This window comes from Streptomyces sp. NPDC040405 (assembly GCF_055595765.1).
Genome location: NZ_JBVIVI010000004.1, coordinates 134,753 through 147,606, shown reverse-complemented (window position 1 = coordinate 147,606; position 12,854 = coordinate 134,753). Strand labels below are relative to the sequence as shown.

The 12,854-nt window shown below is 70.8% G+C and carries 11 protein-coding genes; 2 read left to right on the top strand and 9 right to left on the bottom strand.

Features of this window, described 5'->3' with window-relative positions; genetic code table 11:
* Window positions 1-75 precede the first annotated feature (75 nt).
* The 9 genes from ACZ59A_RS18450 to ACZ59A_RS18410 all read right to left on the bottom strand — a co-directional run bounded on the left by ACZ59A_RS18450 (window position 76) and on the right by ACZ59A_RS18410 (window position 10,978).
* Entirely contained in the window at window positions 76-1,566 is a 1,491-nt protein-coding gene (locus ACZ59A_RS18450) for an AAA family ATPase (protein ID WP_470960622.1), read from the bottom strand.
* 377 nt (window positions 1,567-1,943) lie between these two features.
* Window positions 1,944-3,287 carry a class I SAM-dependent RNA methyltransferase gene (locus ACZ59A_RS18445; protein ID WP_470959892.1) on the bottom strand — a complete coding sequence of 448 codons (1,344 nt, stop codon included), beginning with the start codon at window positions 3,285-3,287 and terminating at the stop codon, window positions 1,944-1,946.
* A gap of 103 nt (window positions 3,288-3,390) precedes the next feature.
* A complete protein-coding gene (locus tag ACZ59A_RS18440; RefSeq protein WP_470959890.1) occupies window positions 3,391-5,472 on the bottom strand; it encodes an APC family permease in 2,082 nt (693 codons plus the stop codon).
* 88 nt (window positions 5,473-5,560) lie between these two features.
* Complete coding sequence (locus ACZ59A_RS18435) at window positions 5,561-6,679, bottom strand: cytochrome P450 family protein (protein ID WP_470959887.1); 1,119 nt, start codon at window positions 6,677-6,679, stop codon at window positions 5,561-5,563.
* Window positions 6,661-8,028 carry a cytochrome P450 gene (locus ACZ59A_RS18430; RefSeq protein WP_470960621.1) on the bottom strand — a complete coding sequence of 456 codons (1,368 nt, stop codon included), beginning with the start codon at window positions 8,026-8,028 and terminating at the stop codon, window positions 6,661-6,663. The genes ACZ59A_RS18435 and ACZ59A_RS18430 overlap by 19 nt, the downstream gene beginning before the upstream one ends.
* Before the next feature lie 98 nt (window positions 8,029-8,126).
* Window positions 8,127-8,741: a GTP-binding protein gene (locus ACZ59A_RS18425; protein WP_470959885.1), complete on the bottom strand. Its 615-nt coding sequence runs from the start codon at window positions 8,739-8,741 to the stop codon at window positions 8,127-8,129.
* Complete coding sequence (locus ACZ59A_RS18420) at window positions 8,719-9,075, bottom strand: DUF742 domain-containing protein (protein WP_470959883.1); 357 nt, start codon at window positions 9,073-9,075, stop codon at window positions 8,719-8,721. The genes ACZ59A_RS18425 and ACZ59A_RS18420 overlap by 23 nt, the downstream gene beginning before the upstream one ends.
* On the bottom strand, window positions 9,072-9,500 hold the full coding sequence (locus ACZ59A_RS18415; protein ID WP_468047807.1) for a roadblock/LC7 domain-containing protein: 429 nt from the start codon (window positions 9,498-9,500) through the stop codon (window positions 9,072-9,074). The genes ACZ59A_RS18420 and ACZ59A_RS18415 overlap by 4 nt, the downstream gene beginning before the upstream one ends.
* Complete coding sequence (locus ACZ59A_RS18410; protein WP_470959881.1) at window positions 9,497-10,978, bottom strand: ATP-binding protein; 1,482 nt, start codon at window positions 10,976-10,978, stop codon at window positions 9,497-9,499. Before ACZ59A_RS18410 ends, ACZ59A_RS18415 begins: the two co-directional genes overlap by 4 nt.
* A gap of 480 nt (window positions 10,979-11,458) precedes the next feature.
* On the opposite strand from ACZ59A_RS18410, the gene ACZ59A_RS18405 reads away from it, so the two are divergent.
* A complete protein-coding gene (locus ACZ59A_RS18405; protein WP_468047811.1) occupies window positions 11,459-12,127 on the top strand; it encodes a potassium channel family protein in 669 nt (222 codons plus the stop codon).
* Window positions 12,124-12,810 (top strand): potassium channel family protein, encoded by a 687-nt coding sequence (locus ACZ59A_RS18400; protein ID WP_470959879.1) that lies wholly within the window; start codon window positions 12,124-12,126, stop codon window positions 12,808-12,810. The genes ACZ59A_RS18405 and ACZ59A_RS18400 overlap by 4 nt, the downstream gene beginning before the upstream one ends.
* Window positions 12,811-12,854: the final 44 nt, after the last annotated feature.

The following is a 12,854-nucleotide window of genomic DNA, read 5'->3' as shown; positions in this document are numbered from 1 at the left end:
CAGTTCGACTTCGGGCTGGCGGAACGACAGCAACCTCTCAAAGTGCCACCGCTCCGTCGGGTATGCAAGTTGAGGTCAACCGATCCCGTAGAGGCCCGGCAGGTCGACCAGGAGCAGATCGTCGCGGCGGGCTGCGGACTCGATCAGGTCCGGGTAGAAGCCGTGCAGGGAGAATAGAGCCAGGGTGGTGCCCGTGGTGTCGTAACCCTGGTCGGTGAGCAGGCCTCGGATGTGCTCCAGGCGTTGCAGGTCGCCGGTGCCACGGCGGGCGGCGGTGGCCTTGGCCTCGCCGATGAGGGCGATCCTGGCTCGGGGAGCTTGCGGGCGCTCGCCCAGGGTCAGGGCGATGACGTCGACCTCGTGCCTGGTGCGGGCCGCCGGGTCGGCCACCTCAGTGGTACCGACCGGGCCGGGCAGGCCGCCCGGGAGCAGGGTGTGGGCGTACCGGCGAGTGAAGGTGCGGGCGAGGTCCTCGAAGTGCGGGCCGAGGATCTTGGAGTTGAAGGTCGGTGCAGCGGCCTGCCATGCCTGTTCGGCGAAGCCCTGCTCGACGGTGGCTGCCTGCGGCAGCGTGATGAGCTGGTTGAAACGGATGACGGGGTCGGCCAGGGTGATGACGGGGTGGCGGGGGCGCAGGATGTCCTGCTCGCGCTGGATGTAGCCGGTGGATTCCAGGACCTCGAGCGGGTGGGTGACGGCGTTACGCTGGCGCTCCAGCGCCGCGCCGATCTTGGTGGGGGTGGAGGCGCCGTGGGCGATCGCGGTGAGAATGTCGTAGTACAGGGTGTGCTGGGTGATCCGCGGATCCTCGCGCAGCAGGTACTCCGTCTCAGTGCGCGAGTAGACCGCCCGGCCGGGGTCCAGGAGCGTCCGGGCCAGCCAGGAGACGAAGCCGTCGTTCGGGTGCGGACGAGCGGCCACCGGCCTGTACCCGGGAGCCCCACCAAGGACGGCGTGGACCTTCAAGGCCGTCAGCGGGTCCTCGATCTGCCAGAAGTCACGCGCGGCTCGGTAGTCGAAGGCGCCCAGCCGCAGATCGATCACCGCGCGGCCGCGCAACGGCTTCGTCCCCGACAACAGTTCATGCATGACGCTCATCGCGGAGCCACACAGGATCACCCGAGGCCCGGGGCCTGAACCGGTGCCCCGCTGACGCTCGTCGTAGAGCTGCTGGAGCAGGCCCGGGATCTCGGGAGAGTGCTGGAGGAGATACGGCAACTCGTCGACCACCAGCAGCGGGGTGTTCGAACGAGCCGTCACGTCGAGGGCGTTGGACAGAACCTCCCGCCAGTCGGTCAACCTCAGGGTCCCTGGCCGCAATCCAGCATGGGCCGCGATCGCGTCACTGAACCGCTGGATCGCCGGCAGCCGCCCCTCTTCCCGCACCGCCGTGACGTACAGACCACCGACACGCTCGGACAGGGCCTGCAGGAGATAGGACTTCCCGTGCCGCCTGCGCCCCGACACGATCCCGAGGCGCATCGCAGGATCCGGGTCGGTGACGAACTCGGTGAGCAGATCCCACTCACGATCACGGTCGACCACGTCGTCGGGCTTGGCAAGCATGCTCTCGGCCACCGGTCCTCTCCCTCGCCCTGATCCAATACCTGTTGTCTAACTCTACCTAGACAGAATTTGCCTAGCCCCACTTACTCAACATCGGGAGTACCGAGTCCAACAATTACCGGAGGGGGATCGCAACAGCGCCGCGTCAGCGGGTTCCAGACAAGGCCATGACAGGCATCGCGAACTCCCCCTCAGCCGGCCTCACCGGCAGAGCATGAGCGTCATACGAGCGTCAAAAGCACCGAAAGCCGAGCGCCCGTCCTGCCGCCCCACCCGTCACTCCACGCAAAAACCGCAGGTGAGCCCGTAGCGAGGAGCTCGACCTGTTGGACACGGTGAAACAGGTCGAGAAACGCCCCTAAACAGGAAATCGCAGCTCAGGCACCCTTCGCGACCGGCTCCAGCACCGCCACGCACTCCACGTGGTGCGTCACCGGGAACAGGTCGAACGCGCGCAGGCGGCGCGGGGCGTAGCCCGCTTCGCGGAAGTAGGCGAGGTCGCGGGCCAGGGCGGCCGGGTCGCAGGCTACGTAGGCGATGCGGCGGGCGCCGAGGGAGGCGAGGTGGGCGACCGTGTCCTTGCCCGCGCCCGCGCGGGGCGGGTCGAGGACGATCAGGTCGGCCTCGGTGATGCCGGTGCGGGGCAGCACCTGCTCGACCTTGCCGTGTTCGATGCGGACGCGGTCCAGGTCCTGGAGGTTGTGCCGGGCGTCCTCGGCCGCGCGCTTGCCGGACTCGATGCCCAGCACCGCGCCGCGCTCGCCGACCCGCTCGCCGAGGGCGCCCGCGAAGAGGCCGACGCCGCAGTAGAGGTCGAGCGCTGTGTCGCCCTTGCGCGGCATGAGGCCCTGCATGACGGCCTCGACCAGCAGGTCGGCGGCCTGGTGGTGGACCTGCCAGAAGCCGCCCTCGCCGACGCGCCAGGTGCGGCCCGCGGCGCGTTCGCGGACGAAGGGGCGGCCGTGGACGCGGTGCACGAGGCGGTGCCGCTCGCGGCCGCGGGACTCCCCGACGCGCAGGACGGAGACCGGGCGGTCGAGTTCCACGATCGGCAGGCGGCCGCCGGGGCGGGGGGTGAGGACGACCTGGCGGTCGGAGGAGCCGGTGGCGGCGATGGCCTCGATGGATTCGATCTGCGGCCACTCCCGCTTCTCGATGCCGAGTTCGGTGACCCCGGGCGCGGCGATCAGGCAGTGGTCGACGGGTTCCACCTCGTGCGAGCGGTGGCGGCGCAGCCCCGGGTGGCCCTGTGCGTCCACCGCGTACTGGACCCGGGTGCGCCAGGCCGGGACCTCGCCCCGGGGCACCTTGTCGCCGGGGGCGGGCTCGACGGTGCCGTCCCAGCGGGCGTCCTCGGGGGTGAGTCCGGCCAGCCGCTGGAGCTGCTCGGTGATCACCTCGGCCTTGAGCCTGCGCTGGGCGCCGGGGGCGACGTGCTGCCAGTCGCAGCCGCCGCACCGGCCGGGGCCGGAGAACGGGCAGGGGGCTTCCACCCGGTCCTTGGCGGGGTCGAGGATCCGCACCGCGTCGGCGCGCAGGAAGCGCGCGCCCTCCTCGCCCTCGGTGACCCTGGCGACGACCCGCTCGCCGGGCAGGGTGTGGCGTACGAAGAGCACCTGGCCCTCGGCGGTCCGGGCGATGCAGTGGCCGCCGTGCGCCACCGGGCCGACCTCGACCTCGTACTCCTCGCCGACCATCGACGCCTTGGGTTCACTTTGCATGGCGGGTTCGGCTCCAGAGGGGGTGAGGGGACGTACGGGGCGGGGCAACAGCAGCCGACCAGTCTACGTCCCCGCACCCCCGGCCCCCACCAATGGGCGGCGGCTACCGGCCCGACGTACGGACGCCCGCCTTGTCCGCCTTGCGCTCGCCCTTCGGCCGCTGCTGCACCACGGGACCGCGCCGGACCGCGCCCGGGGCGTTCCACTCGGCGCGCTTGCGGGCGCGCTTGCGGGCCAGCTCCGAGGAGTCCAGCTGCCAGGGCACGGAGGTCACCATCACGCCCGGGGTGAACAGCAGCCGTCCCTTGAGCCGCAGCGCGCTCTGGTTGTGCAGCAGGTGCTCGTACCAGTGGCCGACCACGTACTCGGGGATGTAGACGGAGACCACGTCGCGCGGGCTCTCCCGGCGCAGCCCCTTGACGTAGTCGATGACCGGCCGGGTGATCTCGCGGTACGGCGAGTCGAGGATCTTCAGCGGGACGTCGATGCCGCGCTCGCCCCACTCCGCCTGCAGCGCCTTGGTCTCGGCGGGGTCGACGTTGATACTCAGCGCCTCCAGCCGGTGCGAGCGCATCAGCTTGGCGTAGGCCAGGGCGCGCAGCGTCGGCTTGTGGATCTTGGAGACGAGGACGATGGAGTGCACCCGGGAGGGGCGGACCTCGTCCTCGTCGTGCTGCTCCTCGGCCGCGGCCAGCTCCTCGGAGACGCCGTCGTAGTGCCGCCGGATCGCGGACATGGTGATGTAGAAGACGGCCATGCCGAGCAGCGCCACCCAGGCGCCGTGGGTGAACTTGGTGAGCAGCACGACGACCAGGACCAGCCCGGTGAAGAAGGCGCCGAAGGTGTTGATCGCGCGGGCGCGGACCATGCGGCGGCGGGCGGCCGGATCGCGCTCGGTGGCCAGGTGGCGGTTCCAGTGCCGCACCATGCCGGTCTGGCTGAGGGTGAAGGAGACGAAGACGCCGACGATGTAGAGCTGGATCAGCCGGGTCGAGTCCGCGCCGTAGATGTAGACCAGGACCGCGGCGGCCCCGGCGAGCAGCACGATGCCGTTGGAGAAGGCGAGCCGGTCGCCACGGGTGTGCAGCTGGCGCGGCAGGTAGCGGTCCTGGGCGAGGATCGAGCCGAGTAGCGGGAAGCCGTTGTACGCGGTGTTGGCGGCCAGGAACAGGACCAGCGCGGTGGCCGCGGCGAGCACCACGAACAGGAACGATCCGTCGCCGAAGACGGCGGCCGCGACCTGCGAGATCACCGGGTTCTGGGTGTATCCGGAGCCGAGCGCGGCGCCGTCCTTGAACAGGTCGCGCGCCGGGTCCTCGGCCATCTTGACGTTGGTGACCAGGGCGAGGGTGATGATGCCGACGAACATGGCGACCGCGAGCCCGCCCATCAGCGCCAGCGTCGTCGCCGCGTTCCGGCTCTTGGGCTTGCGGAAGGCGGGCACGCCGTTGCTGATGGCCTCGACGCCGGTGAGCGCGGCGCAGCCGTCGGAGAAGGCGCGCAGCAGCAGGAAGACCAGCGCGAAACCGGCCAGCCCGGTCTGTTCGGCGTGGACCTCGAAACCGGCGGTGGGGGCCTTCATGTCGTCGCCGAGGACGAGCCCGCGGTAGGCGCCCCAGAAGATCATCACGAAGACGCCGCCGACGAAGACGTACGTGGGGATCGCGAAGAGCTTGCCCGACTCCCGGACACCGCGCAGGTTCATCAGGGTGAGCAGCAGGATGATCCCGACCGCGACGAGCGTCTTGTGCTGGACGATGAAGGGGACGGCGGAGCCGAGGTTCTCCACACCGGAGGAGATCGACACGGCAACCGTCAGGATGTAGTCGACCAGCAGGGCGCTGGCGACGGTGAGTCCCGCCTTGGGGCCGAGGTTGGTGTTGGCGACCTCGTAGTCACCGCCTCCGCTGGGATACGCGTGCACGTTCTGGCGGTACGAGGCGACCACCGTGAACATGAGCACGATGATCGCGATCGTGATCCACGGAGAGTAGTGGTAGGCCGACGCACCCGCCACGGAAAGGACGATCATCACCTGCCCTGGCGCATACGCGACGGAGGACAGGGGGTCGGACGCGAAGACGGGGAGCGCGATGCGCTTCGGGAGGAGAGTCTCCCCCAGCTTGTCGCTGCGCAAGGCCCGCCCGATCAGGATCCGTTTCGGGAGGTCGGTCAGTTTGGACACGCTGAGGATCGTAAAGGGTGGGCGGGGCGCCCGCCCACCCGCCTGCCCGCCCGGAACCGGGCGGGCGGCGGGGCGGCCCGTACGACGGTCAGGACAGCCGCACCGGCAGGCTGCGGTGGCCGTTGGAAATGAACGATTCCATGGGCTCCAGCGCGTCCTGCCCGGACGCTAGCGAGAGTCGAGGGAAGCGGTCGAACAGGGCCGGGAGTGCGATCATGGCCTCCAGCCGGGCCAGGGGCGCGCCGACGCACAGATGGACCCCGTGCCCGAAGGCGAGATGGCTCTTGATCTGCCGGGTGACGTCGAAGGTGGCGGCGTCCTCGCCGTGGATCTCGGGGTCGCGTCCGGCGGCCGCGTAGGCGGCGACGATCGCGTCGCCCTTGCGCAGCACCACCCCGTCCGCCAGCTCGATGTCCTCGACGGCGTAGCGCAGCGGCAGGTTGGCGACCGGGGCGGAGTGCCGCAGCGACTCCTCGATCACGTCGTCCCACGAGGCCCGGCCCTCGCGCACATGGGCGAGCTGCTCGGGGTGCGTGATGAGCGCGTGGATGGCGTTGTCGAGGAGGTTGACCGTGGTCTCGTGACCGGCCGAGAGGAACAGCGCGAGGGTGTCGGTCAGCTCCTTCTCGCTGAGCTTGGAGTCGTCCCCCTCGCCCTGCACCGCGAGCAGCCCGCTGGTCAGGTCGTCGCCCGGCTGCTCGCGCTTGGTGGCCACCAGCTCGCCGAGGACGGAGTACAGCTCGGTGTAGGTGGCGGTGACCTCCTCCGGGGTGGCGGAGGTGTGGAAGATGCTGTCCACGACCCGGCGCATCCGGTCGCGCAGGCGCTCGTCGTCCATCCCGAACAGCTCGGAGATGACCTGGATCGGCACCGGGTACGCGTACATCTCGCGCAGGTCGACCACCTCACCCGGCGGGGTGGCGGCCAGCGTGTCCAGGAGTTCGGCGCACATCTCCTCGATGCGCGGCCGCAGGGCGGCGGTGCGCCGGTGGGTGAACGCCTTGGAGATCAGCGTGCGCAGCCGCCGGTGGTCGGTGCCGTAGGCGGTGAACATGTTCTCGACGGCGACCCAGGTGATCAGCGGCCACTGCTGCGATATCTCACCGTTGATCCAGGCGGGCCAGTGCTGCCGGGGGTCCTTGGAGACGCGGGGGTCGGTCAGCAGCCGTTTGAGCGTGCTCTGGGTGCTTATTGCCCACGCCACCACGCCGTGAGGAAGCTCAACAAGCGTCGCTTCGCCGCCTGCGGCGACTCGGGCTGCCTCTCCGACGATGTCTCGGCCGGTGGGATCGAGGACGATGGGACGGGTTTCCATGGGGTGTCTCCAGGGTTCTCGTCGAATCGGGCTGACTCGGGTGCGGACGCTGCGAACGGTTCGGCGTGAGTCGCCAATTGGGCGGGGAAGCGCACCGGCAGGGAGGCCAGGGCGCGGTGGAAGGGGCCGGTCCGCCACGTCAGCTGTTCGACGGGGACGGCCAGCTCCATGTCCGGGAGACGGTCGAGCAGTCGCTCGATGGCGACGGTGGCGATCAACCGGGCGGGCCGCTCCGCGGGGCACCGGTGGGCACCGGCGCTCCACGCCAGATGGGCCCGGTTGCCGGACCGCCGGTCGGAGGCGCGGGCGGCGTCCTGGTTGGCGGCGGCGTAGCTGATGAGCACCGGCTCGCCCTTGCGCAGCCGTACGCCCGCGACGTCGCAGTCGTAACGGGGGAAGCGGGTACCGTAGTTGGCCATCGGCGGGTCGTTCCACAGGACCTCGTCGATGGCGTCCTCCACGGGCATGCTGCCGCCGGACAGTTCACCGGCGAAGCGGTCGTCCGACAGCAGCAGGCGCAGCGAGTTGGCGATCAGGTTCTGCTGGGGGTCGGTGCCGGCCGCCATCATCAGGATGATCTGCTGCATCAGCTCGTCGTCGGCCAGCTGCGAGGGGTGCGCGATCAGCCAGGAGGTGACGTCGGCCGAGGGCTGCTGGCGCTTGCTCGCCACCAGGCCCGAGATCCAGCGGAGCAGGTCCTCGTTGGCCTGGGCGGCTTCCTCACCGCTGTCGAAGAGCTTCATCATGGTCTCGACCAGCTTCGGCCCGTCCGCGGCGAGGGCGCCGAAGAGCTGGTTGAAAACCAGCAGCGGGAGCACCGAGGCGTACTCGATGAGCAGATCGGCCTCGCCCCGGGAGGCGAAGGCGTCGATCAGGGTCTCCGCGCTGCGCTCGACGTACTCGCTGAGCGCGTGCGGGTCCACCCGGTCCAGGCTGTCGGTGATCGCGCCGCGCAGCCGGGCGTGCGCCTCGCCGTCGCAGAACAGGGCGTTCGGCCGGTACATCATCATGGGCGCGACCGGGCTGTCCTGCTGGACGGTTCCGTCGTGCACCGCCCGCCAGCCGCGCGGGTCCTTGGCGAACCGCTCGGTGTCGCGCAGGACCTCGAGGCCGAGCTGATAGCTGGTGACGAGCGAGCCGTACACCCCCGGCGACAGCTCCACCGGCGCGATCGGCCCGTGGACGGTGCGCATCCGCTCGTAGGCGGCGTGCGGGTCTGCGGCGAAGTCGGGCCCGTACATCGGCATCGTGCCGCGGCTGCCCACGGTGGCACCCGTGCGAACGGGGCAGACCGGTGGTGGTGCGCTTCCGGAGACTGCCTCGAGGTCTGGACGGTTGGTCACACATTCTCCTGAGCGCTACGGGTGTGGCGGGTCTGCAGATACTGGACGAGGGCGATCAGGGCGTGGGTGGAGGAGATCCGGTCCCGGGCGTCACAGGTGACCAGTGGGGTCTCCGGCAGCAGATCGAGGGCCTCCCGGACCTCCGTCTCGGCGAAGCGGGGCGCGCCCTCGAAGTGGTTGACGGCGACGGCGTACGGCAGCCCCTGCTCCTCCAGGACGGCCATCACCGGGAACGACTGCTCCAGCCGACGGGTGTCGGCGAGCACCAGCGCGCCCAGCGCGCCGCGCGTCATGTCCTTCCACACCCGGGTGAAGCGCTGCTGTCCGGGGGCGCCGAAGAGGTACAGGACGAGGGACTCGCTGAGGGTGAGGCGGCCGAAGTCCATGGCGACCGTGGTGGTCGTCTTCTCCTCGATACCGGCGAGGTCGTCGACGAGCGCACCGGCCTGAGTCATCGTCTCTTCGGTGCGCAGCGGGCGGATTTCGGACAGCGAGGCGACGAAGGTCGTCTTGCCGACCGCGAAATGCCCGACGACCAGCAGCTTGGCGGCGGTCCGTACGGTCTGGGGGAGATAGACCGCACCGCGGTCAGAGGCGAGCACGGAGTCCATCGAGCACCTCCTGGAGCAGCTGGGTCTCGGGGAGTTCGGCGCGGGGGATGGGGGCCCGGGTGCTGATGTGGCCGCTGTCGACCAGATCGCTCAGCAGGACCTTGGTGACGCTCACCGGCAGCTCCAGATATCCGGCGACCTCGGCGACCGACAGCGCGCCGCCGAGGCAGAGTTCCATGACCGCCCGCTTCTCCGGGCTGAGACCGGCGAGCGGCCGGTCGGGGTGGGCCATGACCAGGGTCACCAGGTCGAAGGTGTTGCGGCTCGGGTAGGCACGGCCGTCGGTCACGACATACGGCCGTACCAGTCCTCGTTCGCGCCTGCCCGGACTCATGCGGGGCTGCCGATCCCCTGCCAGGCCACGCCCTCTCGCGGCGGGCTGGTCAGCTCCTTGCCGAGCCGGTCGACCAGCTTCTGCATCCGGTAGCTGACCGCCTCCATGTCCACGTTCTCGGTGGCGGAGACGGCCAGGTACGCGCCGGGGCCGGCGGCGATGAGGAAGACGTAGCCGCCGACGAACTCGACCAGCGTCTGCTGCCAGGGCGTCTCGTCGCGGTCGCAGAACTCGGAGGTGCTGCGGCTGATCGACTGCAGCCCGGAGAGCGCCGCGGCCTGGCGCTCGGCCTCGTCACGCGCGATGCCCTTGGAGTGTGCCCGCAGCATCCCGTCGGCGGAGAGCAGGATCGCGTGCCGCGCCTCCGGCATCTTGACCACCTCGTCGAGCATCCAGCCGAGCTCGTTGTTCATGTGGTCGTTCATGCCTGGCGATTCCCTTCTTCGGAGTGAGGGGCGGCGTCCTGTGTCCTGCCACGGCCGGAGCGCGTACCGCGCGCGAACGCGCCCATGCGCTTGGCGGTCTCTTCGGCCGAGCGGGCACGGTGCGAGCCCGTTTCGGGTTCGGTGGCGCCGGACGGCTGTCCGGGCGCGGTGGGCCCGGCGTCCACCGGAGCGGCACCGGTGGGCTGCCGACGGCGGCGCTTGGGCAGACCCCCCGCGGTCTCCCCGTACACGCGTGCCGCCTCGTCGTCCGGGTGGTCCGCGGCGGGCGCCGGAGCGGGCGCGGCGGCCTGGGCGTGAGCGGGCGCCGGGGCGGGCGCGGCGGCCGGGGCGGGCGCCGGGGCCTCCGCGGGGGCCTGGGGCGCGGCCCTGCGGCGGGTCGGGCGGGAGGGGAAGCTGCGCAGCGGGGCGGCCTCGGCCTCGTACGGGTCGTGGGCCGCCGGGGCGGCGGGCGCGTCCGCGTCGATGTGGGTGAGCAGCGCGCTGGGGAGGAACAGAACGGCGCGCACACCGCCGTACGGGGACCGGGTGTCCACCGAGACGCTGAAGCCGTACCGGGCGGCGAGCAGGCCCACCACGGCGAAGCCGAACTGCGGCGGGTCGCCCAGCCGCGAGACGTCCACGGCGCGCTGGCCGGACAGCAGCCCGGCGGCCCGCTGGACCTCCAGGCCGTCCATGCCGACCCCGGCGTCGTCGATCACGATGCAGGCGCCGTTGTGCACCGGCTGCAGGCTGACCTCGACGCTGGTGTTGGGCTGGGAGTGCCGGGCGGCGTTGTCCAGCAGTTCGGCGACCGCGAGCACCACGGGCTCCACCGTGCGGCTCACCACGCCGATGTCGATCAGGGCGTGCACCTGGACCCGGCGGTAGTCGCGGATGCGCGACTTGGCGCCCCGGACCACATCGGTCATCGGGGAGGCGGTGCGCTGACGGCCGGGCCAGGAGCCGCACAGCACGGCGATGGCCTGGGCGCGACGGCCGAACTGGGAGTTGGCGTGGTCGATCTCCAACAGGTCGCGCAGCACGTCGGGGTTGTCGTGCCGGTCCTGCATCTCCGAGATGGAGACCTGCTGCTCGTTGGCGAGGCCCTGGAGGGCGCGCATCGACGCCTTGAGCGCCGCCTTGGCGGAGGCGTCGGCCCGCGACTGCGCCCTGTCCACCGCCCGCGCGAAGTGCTCCATGACCGCGTGCAGGCTCTGTGCGTAGGCGGTCCCGGCCAGCTTCTCGTCCCGCAGCCCGGGCAGCGGGGTGGGCTGGCTCAGCGCGTCCGCGATCGCCGGGAGGCGGACCGCGACCAGATGCTGCACTTCCTCGTCACGGGCGCGCAGGCTGTCCTCGAGCGCGGCGTTACGCCTGCGCACTCCGGCGGTGATCCGCCGCTGGCGCATCAGAAGCACCAGGACGACGAGGAGGACGACGGCCAGGCACCAGCTCACCGCCTCCGTTATGTGATCTGTCATCAGGAACCTCGTGCAGAGAACGCGGGCGTGGAAGGAACGATTCAGTGCCCTGATGTCCCGTCCGGAAACGGATACGGTCGATCATCTTAGCCACGCCGTGACCGAGTGTCCGACAGCCGTAACAAAGTTCGAACTCACGGGACTCTATTGCCCTTTACCGTGACCGTTCAGTGAAGATCCTGGATATCGGGCAAAGATGAGGGAGCACCCCCCGACTGCGGTCATCGGCACCCGCCCCTCACGGTAGCCGCCGGGCCGCCCGCGCACCACGTTTCCTCCCGGCCGGGTGCGCTCGGGCAGGGAATCGCCCCATGGGTATGGATACGGTGGGAACAGACGCCGTGGCGGACGACCCCCGTCGCCGTGCGGCACCGGCATCGGGGCTCTCGCCCCGCTGTCACCCCGTAGGTCCTGGAAGGAAGATGTGAGCAGGGTGTTTGCGCAGGTCAGCACGGTCATCAGGAGTGCGGGGTAAGACGCATGCATATCGTGATCATGGGCTGTGGCCGGGTGGGTGCGGCGCTCGCCCAGACCCTGGAGCAGCAGGGACACACGGTCGCGGTCGTCGACCAGGACCCCACGGCCTTCCGCCGCCTCGGCGCGGGCTTCGGCGGCCGCCGGGTGACCGGCGTCGGATTCGACCAGGACACGCTCCGCGAGGCGGGCATCGAGGAGGCCGGGGCCTTCGCCGCGGTCAGCAGCGGCGACAACTCCAACATCATCGCGGCCCGGGTGGCCCGCGAGATGTTCGGCGTGGAGAACGTGGCGGCCCGGATCTACGACCCGCGCCGGGCCGAGGTCTACCAGCGTCTGGGCATCCCGACCGTGGCCACCGTGCGGTGGACCGCCGACCAGATGCTGCGGCGGCTGCTGCCGTCCGGCGCCGAGCCGCTGTGGCGGGACCCGAGCGGCGGGGTGCAGCTCGCCGAGGTGCACACCTCCCCCGCGTGGGTCGGCCACAAGGTCAGCAAGCTGCAGGAGGAGACCGGGGTCCGGGTCGCGTTCCTGACCCGGCTCGGCGAGGCGATGCTGCCGACCTCGCAGACGGTGCTGCAGGAAGGCGACCTGGTGCATGTGATGATGCGCACCGACGAGGTCGAGAAGGTCGAGGCGGCCTTCGACGAGGGGCCCGAGGAGGGTGTCCGATGAGGGTTGCCATTGCCGGGGCGGGCGCCGTGGGGCGCTCCATCGCGGGTGAGCTGCTGGAGAACGGGCACGAGGTCCTCCTCATCGACAAGGCGCCGACCGCCATCTCGGTGGAGCGGGTGCCGCAGGCCGAATGGCTGCTGGCCGACGCGTGCGAGATCACCTCGCTGGACGAGGCGGCGCTCCAGCGCTGCAACGTGGTCATCGCGGCCACCGGGGACGACAAGGTCAATCTGGTCGTGTCGCTGCTCGCGAAGACCGAGTACGCGGTGCCGCGGGTGGTCGCCCGGGTCAACAACCCCAAGAACGAGTGGCTGTTCAACGAGGCGTGGGGCGTCGATGTCGCCGTCTCCACGCCGCGGCTGATGTCGGCGCTGGTCGAGGAGGCGGTGAGCGTCGGCGATCTGGTGCGGCTGCTGCGTTTCAGCCACGGCGACGCGAACCTGGTGGAGCTGACGCTGCCTCCGGAGGCGGCTCTGGTCGGCACCCGGGTCGGCGACGTGGAGTGGCCGGAGGACACCACGCTGGTCACGATCATCCGGGGCACCCGGGTGCTCACCCCGAACAAGGACGACATCCTGGAGGCGGGCGACGAGCTGCTGTTCGTCGCGGCGCAGGCGCGCGAGGAGCAGCTGGAGCAGCTGCTGTCCGTCCAGCGCCAGGACTCGGCGGGCCAGGCCACGTAGAACGACGGCCACGCGGAGCGACGGCCACAGCGACGGCCACGCGG